This is a genomic window from Streptomyces yaizuensis, assembly GCF_034961445.1.
Lineage (GTDB): Bacteria > Actinomycetota > Actinomycetes > Streptomycetales > Streptomycetaceae > Streptomyces > Streptomyces yaizuensis.
The window spans coordinates 217,420-236,168 of the sequence record NZ_BSBI01000011.1; the positions used below are offsets into that span (position 1 = coordinate 217,420).

Annotated in this window: 9 protein-coding genes; 7 read left to right on the forward strand and 2 right to left on the reverse strand. The window is 74.9% G+C overall.

The features are described 5' to 3' along the window. Positions 1–48 precede the first annotated feature (48 nt). Entirely contained in the window at positions 49–1,290 is a 1,242-nt protein-coding gene (locus SYYSPA8_RS25400) for a nucleotide sugar dehydrogenase (protein WP_323449616.1), read from the reverse strand. A gap of 309 nt (positions 1,291–1,599) precedes the next feature. Between SYYSPA8_RS25400 and SYYSPA8_RS25405 the strand changes: the two genes are divergently transcribed. From SYYSPA8_RS25405 to SYYSPA8_RS25435, 7 genes are all read left to right on the forward strand, one after another. Continuing rightward, positions 1,600–3,306, forward strand: a complete 1,707-nt coding sequence (locus tag SYYSPA8_RS25405) for a glycerol-3-phosphate dehydrogenase/oxidase (RefSeq protein WP_323449617.1) — start codon at positions 1,600–1,602, stop codon at positions 3,304–3,306. A 790-nt stretch (positions 3,307–4,096) separates the two neighbouring features. Further along, positions 4,097–6,442, forward strand: a complete 2,346-nt coding sequence (locus SYYSPA8_RS25410) for a serine/threonine protein kinase (protein WP_323449618.1) — start codon at positions 4,097–4,099, stop codon at positions 6,440–6,442. A 228-nt stretch (positions 6,443–6,670) separates the two neighbouring features. Next, a complete protein-coding gene (locus SYYSPA8_RS25415; protein WP_456115171.1) occupies positions 6,671–9,802 on the forward strand; it encodes a protein kinase in 3,132 nt (1,043 codons plus the stop codon). A gap of 122 nt (positions 9,803–9,924) precedes the next feature. Beyond that, positions 9,925–11,760, forward strand: a complete 1,836-nt coding sequence (locus SYYSPA8_RS25420; RefSeq protein WP_323449620.1) for a serine/threonine-protein kinase — start codon at positions 9,925–9,927, stop codon at positions 11,758–11,760. Between the two features lie 157 nt (positions 11,761–11,917). Next, positions 11,918–13,720, forward strand: a complete 1,803-nt coding sequence (locus SYYSPA8_RS25425; RefSeq protein WP_323449621.1) for a serine/threonine-protein kinase — start codon at positions 11,918–11,920, stop codon at positions 13,718–13,720. 252 nt (positions 13,721–13,972) lie between these two features. Further along, entirely contained in the window at positions 13,973–15,589 is a 1,617-nt protein-coding gene (locus tag SYYSPA8_RS25430) for a succinic semialdehyde dehydrogenase (RefSeq protein WP_323449622.1), read from the forward strand. A 66-nt stretch (positions 15,590–15,655) separates the two neighbouring features. Continuing rightward, entirely contained in the window at positions 15,656–17,485 is a 1,830-nt protein-coding gene (locus tag SYYSPA8_RS25435) for a GMC family oxidoreductase (protein WP_323449623.1), read from the forward strand. Positions 17,486–18,077: 592 nt separating this feature from the next. Here the strand turns inward: SYYSPA8_RS25435 and SYYSPA8_RS25440 are convergent. Then, positions 18,078–18,449 (reverse strand): chorismate mutase, encoded by a 372-nt coding sequence (locus SYYSPA8_RS25440; protein ID WP_407706083.1) that lies wholly within the window; start codon positions 18,447–18,449, stop codon positions 18,078–18,080. Between the last annotated feature and the right edge of the window lie 300 nt (positions 18,450–18,749).

Sequence of the window (18,749 nt, forward strand, 5' to 3'; positions counted from 1 at the left end):
GCCCTTTCGCGTACCGCCGTGTGCAGGGGCCTTCGAGGGGCCGGCGAGTCAGAGGCGGTGGGCCGCGCCGACCGGGACCGCGCCCCGGGTGTCCAGCATCAGCTGGGCCTTCACCGCGAGTCCTTGCAGGTCATAGGTGTGGTGGGGCTGGAGGAGCACCGTGAGGTCGGCTTCGGCGGCGGCTTCGTACAGGGCGTCGGCGCGGGGGACGGGCTGGTCGCGGACCCGCCAGTGCGGTACGTAGGGGTCGTGGTAGCTGACGGCCGCGCCCAGTTCCATCAGCCGGCGGGCGATCGGGGTGGCGGGGGAGCCGGCGAGGTCGGCGAGGTCGGGCTTGTAGGTGACGCCCAGCAGCAGCACCCGGGCGCCGCGCGCGGACTTCCCGTGCTCGTTGAGGAGGGTGGAGCAGCGCTGGATGACGTACTGCGGCATCCGGTCGTTGATCTCCTGGGCGAGGCCGACCATCCGCAGCGGGTGGCCGGGGGTGCGTCCGCTGTACGGGAGGGTCCCCGGGTCGAGGGGGACGGCGTGGCCGCCGACGCCGGGCCCCGGGCGGAACGCGTGGAAGCCGTACGGCTTGGTCTCGGCGCAGCGGATCACGTCCCACAGGTCGACGCCGAGGTCGTGGCAGAGCACCGCCATCTCATTGACGAGGGCGATGTTCACATGGCGGAAGTTTGTCTCCAGTACCTTCACCGTCTCGGCCTCGCGCAGGCCCCGGGCGCGGACGACCTTGTCGGTGAGGCGCCCGTAGAACGCGGCGGCGGCCTCGGTGCAGGCCGGGGTGAGGCCGCCGATGACCTTGGGGGTGTGGGCGTAGTCGTGGGTGCGGCGGCCGGGGTCGGCGCGGCCGGGGGAGTAGGCGAGATGGAAGTCGCGTCCTGCCAGCAGTCCGGAGCCCTCCTCCAGGAGGGGGCGGAGGACCGATTCGGTCGTCCCTGGCTGGATGGCGGACTCGACGACCACGGTGGTGTGCGGGCGCATCCGGGCGGCGAGCACGCGGGCGGCGGCGGTGAGCGCGGTGAGGTCCAGCGTGCCGTCGGGGCCGAGCGGGGTGGGGGTGCAGAGGGCGGCGGTACGAACGCGTCCGATCGCGGCCGGGTCGGTCACCGTGCGGAATCCCGCGGACACCATCCGGCGGATGTCGGCGGGGGTGCGGCCGGCGGCCGGCTCGGCGAGCTGCCGGGGGTCGGGGTCGTAGCCGACGGTGGCGATTCCGGCGGCCACGGCGGCCTGGGCGAGGGGCAGACCGTGGTGTCCGAGTCCGATGACGACGAGATCTGCGGGCATGGATGGATGCCGTCCTTCCCTGAGCCGCCCATAACCGGAGGTGAGCGCTGGCGCAACCCCTGTGGGCGGAACGGGCGGCGCGCAATGTCACACTAGGCGTAAATATGACCGATATGCCGCATTGCTGGGCTGTGGCGGTCCGAGTGTTGTCCACAGGCGGTGGCTGAACTCGTTGACTGCGGACAGAATCGATGTCGTGAGCCCGATCACGAGTTCGCTCTCGTGAAGTCCGTACGGGCGACCGGACCGGGCCGTGCCTGTCACGGCGCCGGGCAGGGGTACACACGGGGGCGACGGGAGGCAAGTGCGGTGAAGACGGCGACACTGGGACCCGAGGAGCGCGAGCTGGCGCTCACCACCATGGCCGAGCGCGAGCTGGACGTACTGGTCGTCGGCGCCGGAGTCGTCGGCGCCGGGACCGCGCTGGACGCGGTGACCCGCGGGCTCTCCACCGGCCTGGTGGAGGCCAGGGACTGGGCGTCCGGCACCTCCAGCCGGTCCAGCAAGCTCATCCACGGCGGGCTGCGCTATCTGGAGATGCTCGACTTCGCGCTGGTCCGCGAGGCCCTGAAGGAGCGCGGACTGCTGCTGGAGCGGCTCGCCCCGCATCTGGTCAAGCCGGTGCCCTTCCTCTATCCGCTCCAGCACAAGGGCTGGGAGCGGCTCTACGCGGGATCCGGCGTCGCGCTCTACGACGCCATGTCGGTCTCCTCCGGCCATGGCCGGGGCCTGCCCGTGCACCGCCATCTCTCCCGGCGGCACGCCTTGCGGGTCGCCCCCTGCCTGAAGAAGGACGCCCTGGTCGGCGCCCTCCAGTACTACGACGCCCAGATGGACGACGCCCGCTATGTGGCCGCCCTGGTGCGGACCGCCGCGAGCTACGGCGCCCAGGTCGCCAGCCGGGCCCGCGTGATCGGCTTCCTGCGCGAGGGCGAGCGGGTCGTCGGCGCCCGCGTCCAGGACGTCGAGACCGGCGGGGAGTACGAGATCCGCGCCCGCCAGATCGTCAACGCCACCGGTGTGTGGACCGACGACACCCAGGCCCTCATCGGCGAGCGCGGACAGTTCCACGTACGGGCCTCCAAAGGCATCCACCTGGTGGTGCCCAAGGACCGGATCCACTCCACCACCGGGCTGATCCTGCGCACCGAGAAGTCCGTGCTCTTCGTCATCCCCTGGGGCCGGCACTGGATCGTCGGCACCACCGACACCGACTGGGACCTGGACAAGGCCCACCCGGCGGCCTCCAGCGCCGACATCGACTATCTCCTGGAGCACGTCAACTCGGTCCTGGCCGTCCCGCTCACCCGGGACGACGTCCAGGGGGTCTACGCGGGGCTGCGCCCGCTGCTCGCCGGGGAGTCGGACGCCACCAGCAAGCTCTCCCGCGAGCACACCGTGGCCCACCCGGTGCCGGGGCTCGTGGTGGTCGCGGGCGGCAAGTACACCACGTACCGGGTGATGGCCAAGGACGCCGTGGACGAGGCCGTGCACGGTCTGGACCAGCGGGTCGCCCCCTGTGTCACGGAGGAGGTGCCGCTGGCCGGCGCCGAGGGCTACCACGCCCTGTGGAACGCGCGGGGCAGGATCGCCGCCCGCACCGGGATCCACGTGGTGCGCGTGGAGCATCTGCTCAACCGCTACGGCTCGCTGATCGACCAGCTCACCGCGCTGATCGAGGCCGATCCCTCGCTGGGCGAGCCGCTCACCGGGGCGGAGGACTATCTGCGGGCCGAGATCGTCTACGCCGCGTCCCACGAGGGCGCCCGCCATCTCGACGACGTGCTCACCCGGCGGACCCGGATCTCGATCGAGACGTTCGACCGGGGGACGCGGAGCGCCCGCGAGTGCGCCGAGCTGATGGCCCCGGTCCTCGGCTGGGGGCCGGAACAGATCGAGAAGGAGGTCGCCCACTACGAGAAGCGGGTGGAGGCGGAGCGCGAGTCCCAGCGGCAGCCCGACGATCTGACGGCGGACGCGGCCCGGTTGGGGGCGCCGGACATCGTCCCGCTCTGAGGCGGGGCGGGGCGGCTCCGGCGGGAAGGCGGCGGGATGCGTGCGGGGCTGTCCGGGCGGGCCGGTGCGGGCGGGCCCGGCGGGGCCGGGCGGAGTCCCACGAGGTGGTCGTCGTGGGTTCGGTGCGGGGCGGTCCCCGGCGGGTTGGAGCGGATTGTCCTGGAGGGGTCGGGTGGCGCTGCTCGGACGGAGCCGTATCAGGTGGTGGCCCCGGGCTACGCGGGGTGGTCCCGGGCGGGGCGGGCAGGGCCGGGCGGGGCGGGTCCGTTCGGGGTTCGGTACGAGGTGGTCCTGATGGCTTCGGTACGAGGTGAATCCGGTGGGTTCGGTACGAGGTGGTCCTCGTGGGGTGGCGCGCTTCCGCACCGGCGGGTTGGTGCCGGGGCGTAGCGGCGGAGCAGGGTGGGGTGATGCGGTGGGATGCCCGGGAGTTGCGGGACGCGGGGGCGCGGGGCCGGTCCGGCCGGTCGGCGGTGCGGGCTGGTCCAGTCGGTCTGCGAGGGTCTGTGCGGGTCTGCTCCGGCCTGCTCGGCTCTGTTGGGGAGAAGTCGGTGCGGGGCCGCTCCGGCGGGGCGCCCATCAGGCCGCCGGGCAGGGCGGATGCCCCGGCCGCACAGGGCCGTGCGGCGGGCTCCCGGGCCCAACCGGGCGGGCGCGCGCCCGTGGTCGCCGGACCCGCCAGCAGTGCCACTCGCGGAGTGAGGGACAATGATGGCTCTGCCAAGGCGTGTTACCGCATCGCGCGGGAGCGGCGGGCGCGGGCGAAGACCAGGGATCGCAGAGGGGACGCATGTCGGAGGCGGAGCAGTCGCGGGAGCCCCAGCAGGACAAGTCCACCTCCCCGGGGACCGAGCGGACCGGCGGGGCGGCGGGCGGGTCGCAGGGGGTCACGGGCACCGGCGCGCGGACCGGGCGCGCGGACGACGACGGGCACCGGGACCGGACCGGGACCGGCGGCGCTGACACCGGCACAGACGCGGTCGAGCGGGCGGAGGTTGAGCCGGAAGGCACGGCCGACGCGGCCGACCAGACCCGTCCGGCCGACTCGGACGCCACCTCGGCCGCCGCGCGGTCCACGGGCCGGGCCGAGTCCGGCGCCACGGCGGCCGTGCCCCGGCAGTCCGGGGCCGTGGAGCCCGCACGGGCCACGGGCGGCGGCCGGGAGAGCGGCGGCGCCGCGGGCGCGGCGAAGACGGCCCGCTCCGGGCGGCCCGCCGCCGGAGCGGACACCGGCCGGCGCAGGACCGGGGCCCGGAGCGACAGCGGGAGCGATGTCGAAGGGCGCCTCCTCGCCGGGCGTTACCGCCTGGGCGGGGTGCTCGGCCGGGGCGGCATGGGCACCGTCTGGCGCGCCGAGGACGAGACCCTGGGCCGTACCGTCGCCGTCAAGGAACTGCGCTTCCCCAACAGCGTCGACGAGGAGGAGAAGCGCCGCCTCATCACCCGCACCCTCCGCGAGGCCAAGGCCATCGCCCGGATCCGCGACAACAGCGCGGTGACCGTCTTCGACGTCGTCGACGAGGACAACCGGCCCTGGATCGTCATGGAGCTGATCGAGGGCAAGTCCCTCGCCGAAGTCATCCGGGAGGACGGCACCCTGACGCCCCGCAGGGCCGCCGAGGTCGGGCTCGCCATCCTCGACGTGCTGCGCTCGGCGCACCGCGAGGGCATCCTGCACCGCGATGTGAAGCCGTCCAATGTGCTGATCTCCGACGACGGCCGGGTGGTCCTCACCGACTTCGGCATCGCCCAGGTCGAGGGCGACCCGTCCATCACCTCCACCGGCATGCTGGTCGGAGCCCCCTCCTACATCTCGCCGGAGCGGGCCCGGGGCCACCGGCCGGGCCCCGCCGCCGACCTCTGGTCCCTCGGCGGTCTGCTGTACGCGAGCGTCGAGGGCTGCCCGCCCTACGACAAGGGCTCCGCGATCGCCACCCTGACCGCGGTGATGACCGAGCCCCTGGACCCGCCGAGGAACGCGGGCCCGCTGCTGGAGGAGGTCATCTACGGCCTGCTCGCCAAGGACCCCGAACAGCGGCTCGGTGACGCCGGGGCGCGCGCCCTGCTCACCAAGGCGGTGCACGCGCCGGAGACCCCGGCGCGCGCGGAGCCCGCGCCGGAGGCCACCCGCGCGATGGTGCTGCCGCCGATGCCGCCGCCCCCGGCGAGGAAGACCGGGCCGGCCAGGCCCGCGCCGGCCCGCAGGTCCGAGCCGCCCCGGCCCGTGGCCCAGGGCCCGGTCCGGCCGGCCGCCCCCGGGCTCCGGCAGCCGGCCCCCGTCCCGGCGCCGGCCGACCGGCGGCCCGGCCCCGAGCGGGCGCCGCTCACCGATGTGGTGTCCCGTCGCACCCTGGTGTCCATCGCCGTCCTCGTGGCGGCCGTGGTGGCGCTCGCCGTCGTGCTCTATGTGACGGTCGGCCCCGGCGCCGACGACGACCAGTCCACCAGTGGCAAGAAGGAGACCACCACCTCCGCCGGGACCGGCGCGTCCGGCGGCTCCGACGCCACCCCCGACGGCGAGACGGGCCGGACCGCCGACGTCGGCCAGGGCGAGGGGACCACGCCGGACACCGGGGACGCGGCGGGCAAGGAGACCGGCGGGGACGACGGGGCCAAGGACGAGACGAAGGAGGAGGAAGCCGACAAGGACGACCAGGGCGACTCCTCCGACGGCAAGGTCCCCGAGGGATACCAGCAGGTGTCGAACGATCAGTTCCGTTTCGATGTCGCCATGCCCGACGGCTTCAAGATGATCGACGTGGCCGGGCAGGGCTCGGGCGGTATCTACAGCGAGAGCGGCGGCTTCCCCCGGGTCCAGATCGACTTCACCGCGACCCCGGGCGACGACGCGGCCGCCGCGTGGAACGCCGCCGTGCCCGGCACCCGGAGCGCGAGCAAGGGCTACCGGCACATCGGCGTCCGGAGCGTCGAGTTCAACGGCTACCCGACCGTCGCCGACTGGGAGTTCGAGCGCGACCAGCAGGGCCAGCGGATACGCGTGCTCAACCGGGGCTTCAAGGTGGACGGCGGACGCGGCTACGCGATCATGGTCAGCTGCCCGGCGGCCGACTGGAACAAGCCGCAGTGCACCGAGCTGAGGGAGACGGCGTTCGCCACATTCAAGCCCAAGGGCTGATGGGTACACGTATCGTGAGAGCGGACATGCGACGTCGGCAACAGCCGTACGGACGGCCGGAATTGACGCACCGGACACCCGGCCGCCGTGCCGGGGTCGATTCCGGTGCCGGTGCCGGTGCCGATCCCGGCGTCGGTTTCGGTTTCGGCGTCGGTTTCGCGACCGTCGCCCGGAGCGGTCCGTACGGCGCCGGGTGGTGAACGGAGCGTCGGCATGAGGGGAGGGGACGTGCACGACTACGCGGGACGGGTGCTCGCCGACCGTTATCGCCTCCCCCTGCCCCCGTCCGACGAGTACGAACTGGTCGAGACCCGGGCGTTTGACACCTACAGCGGGCAGGAGGTCCTGGTCCGCCAGGTGCCGCTGCCGGAGGTGGTCGAGGCCGAGGTGGTCGACGGCGGCCGGATCCCCGGGCCGGCCGGTGCCCCCGCGCCGCCGAGGGACCGGGGGCGCGGCGTCCGCCGGCCCACCGACCCGGCGGTGCTCCGTGCCGTCGAGGCCGCCCAGGCCGCCGCCGCCATCCCGGACCACCCCCGTCTCGACCAGGTCTTCGACGTCTTCGCGGAGGCCGGTTCGCTGTGGATAGTCAGCGAGCGCGTCGCCGCCCGCCCGCTCGCCGCGCTCCTGGCCGAGCAGCCGCTCACCCCCTACCGGGCCGCCGAGGTGGCCTCGGACGTACTCACCGCGCTGCGGGTCCTCCACGCCCACGGCTGGACCCATCGCAACATCACCGCCCGCACGGTCCTCGTCTGCGACGACGGCCGGATCGTCCTCACGGGCCTCGCGGAGGGCGCGGCCGAGGAGGCGCTGTGCGGCTACGCGCCGGTGCCGACGGCTCCCCCGGAGGGCATGGCCGACGAACTGCCGCTGTACGACGACGGGGACGGGGACGAGGGCCCGTACGGCTACGACACGGAACACTCCGGGGGCGCCGGGGAAGCCGACGAGGACGGCGAGGACGGCGAGTACGCCGACGACGACGGTGACGGCGCCGAGTACGACGACGGGGAGTACGCCGAGTACGAGGAGGAGTACGAGGAGCACGCCGACGGGGCCGACGGCGACGAGGACGCGTACGCCGGCGCCCCCGGGTACGGCGACGACGCCTACGGCTACGGGGACCAGACCGGCGGAGCCGACGACGAGGGCGGCGAAGGTGGCGCAGGCGGCGACCGGTACGCGGGATACGGCGACGACGACACGGACGGCGGCGGGTACGGGGGCCACGGCCCGGGACCGGTCCGGCCCTACGGCGACGACCGGGGCGGCCCCGGGGACGCGCCCGACACCCGGGCGGCCCGCGCGGGCGCGATAGCCGCGTATCGCGCGGGGGCCCGTGCGGGTGCCCAGGCGGCCGGGGCGGAGGACCGCGCGGGCAGCCCCGTACAGACCGGGGCGGACCCGGACTGGTGGGCGCGGCGGCCGGGCGAGGACACCTCGGGGCCCGTTCCCCGGGCGGCGTTCCTTCCCGGTGACGACGGCGGCCCCGGCGGTGGGGGCCGTTCCACCGGCTTCGACGGCCGCGACGACGCGGGCGACCGCTACGGCGACCCCTACAGCGATGACGACGGCGGGGACGACGACGGGGAGGACGGGGCCGGGGCCGGCTTCGGCGCCGACGGCGGCGCGGGCCCCGCGCGGCTGGCGGGGACGTGGCACGACGGGCCGTTCCCCGGCCAGGACGGGCCCCGCGCCCTGCCCGCCGGTGGCGGCACCGGCGCCGGAGGGCTCCGTCCGCTGCCCCCGCCGGGCCGGCCCCTGCCGCTCCCCGAGGGCTTCGGCCCCGCCACCACGCCGCCCCCCGCCCCCGGCTGGACCAGCGACGCCCATCCGCACCGGAACAGCGACCCCTACGGGGTCCGCCGGCAGCCGCCCGCCGCACCGGCCGGGGACAGGCCCGCGCTGCCGCCCGCGCGCTCCGGGGCCGCGTCGCCGCCCCCCGACCGGGGCCGTGGCGGCGCCGGGCCCGACGCGCTGCGCGCCGACGCCCGGCGGCAGCAGTGGCCCGTACCCGCGCCCGCTTCCGAGCCCCCGCCCCCGTCCGGCGGCGGCTGGGACGGACCCGCCGCGCCCCCCGGGGCGTCCGGCTACCGGGGCCCCGCGACCCCGCTGGCCGCCGAGCGGGCCCGGCAGGCGCGGATCGCCGTCGTCGGCGCGGTCACCGAGCGCTGGGCCCCCGAGCAGGCCGGCCCCGTCCATGAGAACTGGCAGCTCGCCGCCCCCGTCGGCCCCGCGACCGACCTGTGGGCCCTGGGCGCCCTGCTCTACCGCTCCGTCCAGGGACACGCCCCCTACCCGGAGGACAGCGCCGCCGAGCTGGTCCAGCTCGTCTGCTCCGAGCCGCCCGCCTTCGCCGAGGAGTGCGGGCCGCTCCGCCCGGTGGTCGAGTCGCTGCTGCGGCAGGACCCCACCGAGCGCCCCGACTTCGAGGAGCTGCGCGGCTGGCTGCGTTCGCTGGTGCGCTCCGCGCCCGAACCGGAGGCCGGTGCCGCCGTCGTCGCCGTACCGCCCGCGCCCGTGGAGGGCAGCCGGCTGCCCGTCGTGCGCCGCCGGGGCGAGCTGGTGCGCAAGCGCCGTTCCGGTTCGACGGAGGTGGTGCACGGACGCCACCGCCACAAGAAGACCAAGGAGCGGGCTCCCGGGGCACTCGGCCGGACCCTGCTGCTGCTCGTTCTCGCGCTGCTGGGCGGGGCCGTCGCGTACGCGGTGTTCTTCCTGCCGGGGGCACAGGAGCGGGCGGGAAGCGGCACCCGCGAGTCCGCCGGGCCGTCGCCGGGCGCATCCCGGGAGCCGGACGCCCCCGCCGAGGGCACGGAGGGGGACACCACGCCCGCCGCGCCGTCGCCGGACGGGCCGTCCCGTACCTCCGGCTCCGAGCAGCAGACGTCGGAGCCGGCGGGCGATCCCCCCGCCGGCTACACCCTGCGCCGGGACCCCGAGGGCTTCAGCGTCGCCGTCGACTCCTCCTGGCAGCGCCGCCCCATCAACGACAGCGGCCAGATCCGCTACAGCGACGGCGACTTCACGCTGATCGTCGTCCCCGGCCGGGACAGCGTCCAGGCGGGCGGCGGCGATCCCCTGGTCTACCAGCGGGACGCCCAGCGCGAACTCCAGCCGTACCGGGACTCGTCCTGGGCCGAGGCGAGCGGGCTGCGACGGATCCAGATCGGCCGGCGGGTGATGGCCGAGGGCCAGTTCACCTGGCAGGACGCCACCGGCCGGCAGGTCTTCGTCCGCAATCTGGTGTCGGTGATCGACGGCCGCTACCACGTGGTCCAGGTGATCGGCCCGGAGGAGCGCCGCGACGAGGTCACCGAGGCCTACCGCGCCGCCGCCGACTCCTACCGCTCGGACGGCTGATCCGATGTCACCACCGGTGCGGTGCCGGGGAAATGCGCGGACCGGCCGTCATGGCGGTTTCCGGTCGCCGTGACCCGTTCCGTAACCTGGGGCGGACCGAGAAGTGGGGCGGGGTAGGGGACGTGGAGAACGTACAGGGCACGGGGGCAGGGCTGTTGCTCGCCGGGCGGTACCGGCTCGGCGAGAGCATAGGCCGGGGCGGTATGGGCCGCGTCTGGCGGGCGTACGACGAGGTGCTGAACCGGGTCGTGGCCATCAAGGAACTGACGGCGGTGATGTACGCGGCCGAGGCCGACCGCACGGTGATGTACACCCGTACGCGGAACGAGGCGCGCGCGGCGGCCCGGATCAGCCACCCCTGCGTGGTGACCGTGCACGACGTGCTCGACCACGACGAGCGGCCGTGGATCGTGATGCAGTACGTCGACGGCCCGTCGCTCGCCGACGCCGTCAAGAAGTCCGGGCGGCTGCCGGTCGCCGACGCGGCCCGGGTGGGGCTCCAGGTCGTGGGCGCGCTGGCCGCCGCGCACGCGGCCGGGGTGCTCCACCGGGACGTCAAGCCCGCCAATGTGCTGCTCGGCCCCGACGGCCGGGCGCTGATCACCGACTTCGGCATCGCGGCCATCGAGGGCGACCCGACCATCACCCGCACCGGTGAGATCGTGGGGTCCATCGACTATCTGCCGCCGGAGCGGGTACGGGGCAGCGACCCGGGGCCCGCTTCCGACCTCTGGTCGCTGGGCGCGACGCTGTACACGGCGGTGGAGGGGGAGTCGCCGTTCCGCCGCCCGTCCCCGCTGACGACCATGCAGGCGGTGGTGACGGAGGACCCCCGCCCGCTGACGCACGCGGGCCCGCTCGCCCCGGTGATCATGGCGCTGCTCGACAAGGATCCCGCGCGGCGGCCGGCGGCGGCGCGGGCGGAGGAGCTGTTCCGGGCGATCAGCGAGGGCCGCACCCCGGATCTGACCGGCCTCGGCACCCCGGCGGGCTTCGCGCCGGGAGCGCCGGGGCCGTTGCCCGATCCGCTGACGGGGGCGACGGCACCGCTGGCCGGGACGGTCTCCCCGGACGCCGCCCGTACCGGGACGCTGCTCGCCGGGGAGACGACGGCGCGACCGGCCGCCCCGGCGCCGCGTCCCCGCCGGGGGTCCCGCGTGGGGACGGTGGTCGCGGCGGCCGTGCTGGTGCTGGCCGCGCTCGTCGGAGCGGGGGCCTGGTACGCGTACGAGAGCGGCGGCGACGAGGGCACGGGGAGGCTGAACGGGGCCGGAGACTCCCTGGCCCCGCCCGAGAACGGGAAGGTTGTCCAGGACGGTCAGGACGGTCAGAACGGCCAGGACGGTCAGAGCGGGCAGGACGGTCAGGACGGCCAGGACGGTCAGAGCGGGCAGGACGGTCAGGACGGGCGCGACGGTCGGGGGAGCACGGCGGAACCGCAGAGTCCGGGTGCGTCGGGCGCCGGGACGCCCACCGCCGACGGGACGGCCGGGGGAGGCGTACCCGCAGGCTGGCGGCGGGTGCAGGACCCGGTCGGCTTCAGTCTCCTCGTACCGCGGGGCTGGACCCGGACGGCGAACGGGAGCCAGGTCGACTACACCTCGCCCAATGGCCGCCAACTGCTCCGGATCGGCATCGACTCCGCGCCCGACTTCGAGAACCCGTACCTCCATCTGCTGGATCTGGAGCGGCTGCTGAAGCCGCGACTGCCCGCCTACCAGCGACTGCACCTGGACACCACGGACTACCGGGACCAGCCGAAGGCCGCGCGGTGGGAGTTCATCTGGACCAACCCGGCGACGAAGTCGGCACCGGGTCCGCGCCGGGCCGTCGACCAGATGTACTTCGACGACGCGGGGACCGAGTACGCGATCTACCTGGAGGGACCCGCCGAGGAGTGGGAGCGGACCCAGGAGCGGTTCGGGACCGTACTCCGGAGCTGGCAGCCGCCGCGCTGAACCGCGTACGGCCGAGGGGCCGGTGAGGGCGCGGCCCGGACCGGCCGGCGGTGGCGCGTGAGCCCTCCGGGGCGCGGGCGTACGCCTGTGGTCACGGGTCTGCATCCGCTGATCGAGCCCGGTGGCAGCGGCCCCGCCCGATCGCCAGGATATGGGCATGACCAACAACCGGGGACGGGCGGACGAACCCACCAGCTACCGGCTCGGGCCGCCCGGCGCGGGGCGGGTTCCGGCGCCGTCCCCGCAGCATCCGGCGCCGTCCCCGCATCCGGTGCCCGCGCAAGTCCCGGCACCGGCCCCGGCTTCGGTACCGGCTCCGGTACCGGAATCCGATCGGCCGGCGGCGCGGGCACGGCCACCGGCCGGTGCCGCCCCGCACGTCCCCGGGCCTGTCCCCGGACACGTCCCCGGGCAGGGGCCCGCGCAAGGCGCCGCGCATGTGGCCGACCCCGGCGCCGGGCGCCGCGTCGGCGGCCGCTACCGGCTCCTGAACCGCCTCGGCGACGGCGGCATGGGCACGGTCTGGCGGGCGCACGACGAGGTGGTGGACCGGGACGTCGCCGTCAAGGAGCCCCGCGTACCCACCCATCTGAGTGCCGCCGCCCGGGACCGCGCCCATCTGCGGATGCAGCGCGAGGCGCGCGCCGCCGCCCGGATCGCCCACCCCTCCGTCGTCACCGTGCACGACGTGGTGATCGAGGACGACCGGCCCTGGATCGTCATGGAGCTGGTCGCGGGCCCCTCGCTCGCCGACCGGCTGCTGGACGGCCCGCTCGACGCGCGCGAGGCGGCCCGCACGGGGCTCGCGGTGCTGGACGGGCTGGCCGCCGCGCACGCGGCCGGGGTGCTGCACCGGGACGTCAAACCCGACAACATCCTGCTGGGCCCCGGCGGCCGGGTGGTCCTCGGCGACTTCGGCATCGCCCGCGTCGAGGGCGAACAGGGGCTCACCGAGAGCGGAGCGTTCCTCGGCTCGCCCGAATTCATCGCGCCGGAACGGGTACTGGGACGGCCGGCCGGCCCCGAGTCCGACCTCTGGTCGCTGGGGGTGGTCCTGTTCACGGCGGTCGAGGGGCTGTCCCCGTACCGCTGTACCAACGCGGCGGCGACGCTCCAGGCCGTCGTCTCCGCCGAACCGCCGCCGCCCGCGCGGAGCACGGGATTCCTTGGTGACCTGCTGACCCGGCTGATGCGCAAGGACCCGGCGGCGCGTCCGGGGATCGCGGAGGTCCGGCACACGCTGGAGACGGTGGCACGGCCGCCGGGGGACGGCGGCGGTACGGCCCCGCGCCCGTCGAACGCGCCGGCCGCCGCCCCCGGAGGCCGCCGGCTGCCGGCGCCGCCGCGCGGAGGCGGCCCCGCGCGGTACGTCCTCGGCGGCGGGGCCCTCGCCGTGGGCGCGGCGCTCGCGCTGCTGCTGCTCACCGACCCCTTCGGCGGCGGCCCGGGAGGGCTGCCGGAGGGCTGGGAGGTCCGTTCCGACCGGGAAGTGGTGGCGGCGGACATCGCCGTTCCGTCCGCGTACCGGAGGGCCGAGGGCGACCGGGGCTCCGTCGTCACCTACCGGGACCCGAGCGGCGTCTTCCGGATCGAGCTGGAACGGGTCGTACCCGCCGAGGACGAGGAGGCGCTGCCGCCGACGGAGGCCGCCTGGCGGCGTCACTACGAGGGGGGCGGCGCGAACGGCACGGAGATCGAGGACGTACGGGTGACCGTGGCCGCCGCCACCCAGCAGGGGGTCCGGGCCTTCGACACCACGGTGGACCACGTGGACGCGCCCGCCGTGGGGGACGACCCGCTGCGGCTGCGCTGGCGGGAGCGGATCGTGAGCCGGGGGGAGGGGGCGGACCAGGTGTACTGGCGGCTGCGGGTGTCCGGCCCGGCCCAGGGGTGGGCGGCCGAGGAGGGCGAGAGGCTCTTCGACCGGGTGACCGGGCACCTGGAGATCCGGGACCTCTGAACCGGCCGTCCCGCGCCATGTGCCCTCCCGGCCGGCCGTCCCTCCCCCTGCCGTCCCCCGGCCCGGCTGCACCGAACACCCGTCCGGGGTGAGTTCCGGACCCCTCCCCGGCGGGTGAACGGGCTCCCCCGCCCCCGACAAGGGCCTGATCAGGGCTTATGTGCCAGCAATCGCTGGCGCGATATCCGGCCACGGCCGAAAGGTGTTACTGGCGGGTACCCAAAGCGTCGACCGCCGCATACGCTCGGGCCCATGACGGACGTGAAGGCCCCCGCCGGCCCCCTGGGCACCAACCCCGTAGCCACCGCTCCGGCCGGAGCGCGCACAGCGGCCGACGTGGTCACACCGGAAGTGGTGGCCCAGCTCACCCGGGACGTCGTCGGTTCCGGCCGGACCGCGAACCACTCGCCCTTCACCGGCGAGAAGCTGGCGGACCTGCCCGAGTCGACCCCCGGTGACGTGGCCGAGACGTACGAGCGCGCCCGCGCGGCCCAGCGCGTCTGGGCGGCCGTCCCCGTCCGTACCCGTACCGCCGTCCTCCTCCGCTTCCACGACCTGCTGCTGGAGCGCCAGGCGGAGGTGCTGGACCTGATCCAGCTGGAGACCGGCAAGGCCCGGCTGCACGCCCACGAGGAGGTGCAGGCCGTCGCCCTGGCCGCCCGCCACTACGGCCGCCGGGGCGCCGCCTATCTGCGGCCCCGCCGCCACACGGGCGTGGTCCCGGTCCTCACCAAGGCCACCGAATTGCGCCATCCGCGCGGGGTCGTTGGCCAGATCGCCCCCTGGAACTACCCGCTGGAGCTGTCCGTCGGGGACGCGCTGCCCGCCTTCGTCGCCGGCAACGCCGTGGTGATGAAGCCCGACACCGAGACCGCGCTGACCGCCCTGTGGGCCCGTGACCTGCTGATCGAGGCCGGTCTCGACGCCGGCGTCTTCCAGGTGGTCCTGGGCGAGGGCCCGGTGGTCGGCCCCGAGGTCGTCCGGCACGCCGACTATGTCTCGTTCACCGGCTCCACCCGCACCGGCCGGGAGGTCGCCCAGGGCGCGGCGGCCCGGCTGGTCGGCGTCTCCCTCGAACTGGGCGGCAAGAACCCCCTGCTCGTCCTGCACGACGCCGACATCGAACGGGCCGCCGCCGGAGCCATCCGTTCCTGCTTCTCCTCCGCCGGTCAGCTCTGCATCTCCACAGAGCGGCTGTACGTCCACGAGTCGGTCGCCGACCTCTTCGTCGCCCGGTTCGCCGAGCGGGCACGGGCGCTGCGCCTGGGCAACTCCCTCGCGTACGGAGCGGACATGGGCTCCCTCGCCGGGCCGCGCCAGCTGGAGACCGTCGTCCGGCATGTGGACGAGGCGGTGGCGAAGGGAGCCACCGTCGTCGCGGGCGGTGTCGCCCGTCCCGACATCGGCCCGCTGTTCTACGAGCCGACCATCCTCGAAGGGGTCGAGCCGCCGATGGCGGTCTGCTCCGAGGAGACCTTCGGCCCGGTGGTCTCGGTCTACCGCTTCACCGACGAGGATGACGTGATCGAGCGCGCCAACGCCACCGCGTACGGGCTGAACGCGAGCATCTGGTCGCGCGACGGCGGGCGGGCCCACGCCCTCGCGGCCCGGCTGCGGACCGGGACCGTCAACATCAACGAGGCGTACGCCTCCGCGTACGGCACCGTGGGCGCCCCGATGGGCGGCATGAAGGATTCCGGTCTGGGTCGGCGGCACGGCTCGGAGGGCATCCTCAAGTACACGGAGGCGCAGACGGTGGCTCAGCAGCGGCTGCTGCCGCTCGCGCCGTCGTTCGGGATGGACGACGCGGGGTACGCGGCGTTCATGAGCCGTTCCCTGCGGGCGATGAAGGCCCTCGGACTGCGCTGACCTCCGCCCCGCCCCTCCCCTCCCGCTGGTTCTCCCCGTTCCTGTGCATCCGTGCTGAGGAGAGCGATGTCCGACCACGGCGACGCCCACGACCACGGCAACGACTACGCCCACGGCAACGATGACGACCACGGCTACGACTACGACGTGATCGTCATCGGCAGCGGCTTCGGCGGCGCGGTCTCGGCGCTCCGGCTCTCCGAGAAGGGCTACCGGGTCGGCGTGCTGGAGGCCGGGCGCCGGTTCACCCGCGAGACCCTGCCCCGCAACTCCTGGGACCTGCGGAACTTCCTGTGGGCCCCCGCCCTCGGGCTCTTCGGTATCCAGCGGATCCATCTGCTGGGCAAGGTGATGGTCCTGGCGGGCGCGGGGGTGGGCGGCGGTTCGCTCAACTACGCCAACACCCTCTACGTACCGCCCCTCGCCTTCTTCCGGGACCCGCAGTGGCGGGACATCACCGACTGGCAGAAGGAACTGAGCCCGTACTACGAGCAGGCGCGGCGGATGCTCGGGGTCCGGCTCAACCCGACGATGACGCCCTCGGACGTCCATCTGAAGGCGACGGCCGAGGCGATGGGGATAGGGGACACCTTCCACCGGGCGCCGGTCGGCGTCTTCTTCGGCGACGGCGAGGACGCCGACGGGGCCACCACGGCCGCTCCCGGCGAGGAGACCGCCGACCCCTACTTCGGCGGGGCGGGACCCGCCCGCCGGGCCTGCACCGAGTGCGGCGAGTGCATGACCGGCTGCCGCCACGGCGCGAAGAACACCCTCAACGAGAACTACCTCCATCTCGCCGAGCGCGCGGGCGCGGTCATCCACCCCATGACCACCGCCGTCACCCTCACCGAGAACGCGCGCGGCGGCTACGCCGTGGGCACCCTGCCGAGCGACGACCGGCGCCGGGTGAAGGGGCGTACGTTCACGGCGGCCAAGGTCGTGGTCGCCGCCGGGACCTACGGCACGCAGACGCTGCTGCACCGGATGAAGGATTCCGGTCTGCTGCCCCGCATCCCGGCGCGGCTGGGCGAGCTGACCCGTACCAACTCCGAGGCCCTGGTCGGCGCGCAGACCGACGACCGGCGCTACCGGCGGCGGCACGGCGTGCCCCGGGTGGACTTCACCCGGGGGGTCGCCATCACCTCGTCCATCCACCCCGACGAGAACACCCATATCGAGCCGGTGCGGTACGGCAGAGGGTCCAACGCGATGGGCTCCCTGACGATCCTCCAGGTGCCCTACCGGCCCGGCGCCCGGGTCGCGGGCTGGCTCGCCAACATGGCCCGGCACCCGGTGCTCGCGCTGCGTTCGCTCTCCGTGCGCCGCTGGTCGGAGCGGACCATCATCGGACTGGTGATGCAGTCCCTGGACAACTCCCTGACGACCTACCGCAGGCCGAGCGGGCCGGGGAAGGGGCTGCTGACGGCCCGGCAGGGGCACGGGGCGCCCAATCCGGAGCAGATCCCGGAGGCCACCAGGGCGGCGTCGCTGCTGGCCCGGGAGATCAACGGCTTCGCCGGGTCCAACGTCGGCGAGCTGATGGGGACCCCGCTCACCGCCCACTTCCTGGGCGGCTGCCCGATCGGCGCGACGGCCGCGACCGGCGTGATCGATCCGTACCACCGGCTCTTCGGCCACCCCGGGATCTCGGTCGTGGACGGCGCGGCGGTCAGCGCCAACCTGGGGGTCAACCCCTCACTGACGATCACCGCACAGGCGGAACGGGCGATGGCCCTCTGGCCCAACAAGGGCGCTGAAGACCCTCGTCCGGCTCAGGGCGCCGCCTATGAACGGGTCGTTCCGGTGAAGCCGGGGGCGCCCGTGGTGCCGGAGGGTGCCTTCGGGGCGCTGCGCCTGCCGTTCCTGGGGATACCGGTGGTGCCGCCGAGGACCTGAGCCCGGCGGGGGTGGCGGGGGAGCGGGAGCGGACGGCGGCCATGGGCAGGGCAAGGGCCCCGTGGGCATCGGCCCACGGGGCCCTTGGGCAGCACCGACGTCAGGGCCTCGTCGGTGCCGGGATGCGGCGCCGGGGGGTTGCGCCGCGTGAGAAAGGTCTGGTGGTCTCCCGGCGCACAGGGGCGGCGGGACAGAGGGCGCGAGGGCGGGCGCAGAGGGGACATGCGCTCCTGTGGGCATCGTGCGGGACGGAGTGCGGCTTGCGCAACCGTTTGGACCGGATTGCGGTCGGCCCCGGGCGTCCCCGGGGCCGACCGCAGGGGGGTGACCGGGCTGCTGTCCCCTGCCGACCGGTCACACGCGCTGGGGCGAGGTCCCACGACGCACCGGGGTGCGTCACACGCTCCAGCGGAGCCACGCGTGGTCTCCTTTCGGGCCCGCCCCTGGCTGGCACGGACATCGGTTCCAACGAAGGCCCGTCGGTTGCGGTCACGCTCCGTACGGGTGAGAGCGGCCCCGAACTCAGGTGCGCCCGGGACCCCCGCACCGCCCGGGGCCCCGGCCCGTCCCGGACCCGGCACCGCCCCGGACGTCAGACACGTCCCCGGGACAGCTCCAGCAGGGTCATCGCCAGCGTGGTGCCCGGCTTGCCGAGCGCGGCGCGGAAGTGCTCCAGGACCTCCATCTCGCGCGCGAGGTTCACCCGCCGGCCGCCCGATGTGATCCGCGCCTCCTGGATCACGGCGGACACGGCCATCCGCTCCTGGACGAGACCGATGATCCGGTCGTCCAGCGCGTCGATCCGCTCCCGGGCGCCCGCGATCAGCCCGGCGGCCTCCTCGGTACGGGCCCCGGTCACCTCGGCGACGGTCTTCCGGGGCCCGGCACCCCGGACGGCGTCCTGGCGGACAGCGCTCCGGTCGGCGGCGCTCCGGCCGACGGTCGTCTCCGCCGCCTCCGGCATCTCCAGCATCTCCGCCTTCTCTGCCGTCTCTGTCATCTTTGTCATCTCTGGGCTCCTGTGGCCGGTGGCGGCGGGCCCGGGACGACACGGTCCGGAAACAGCGAGGCGCCCCGGGCCTTGTCGGCCCGGGGCGCCTGGAATGTCGCTTGTCAGTGGCTCAAGCAGCACGACCATGGCAGCCGGACGGGCCGGTTGCCATAGGTAAAGACGAAGGTCTGCTGCTCGCGCATGGGGCCCAGTATGGCCCCGGTTCCGGCCCCGGACCAAAGCCCCGCCCGGATGATGAGACGGGGACCACAT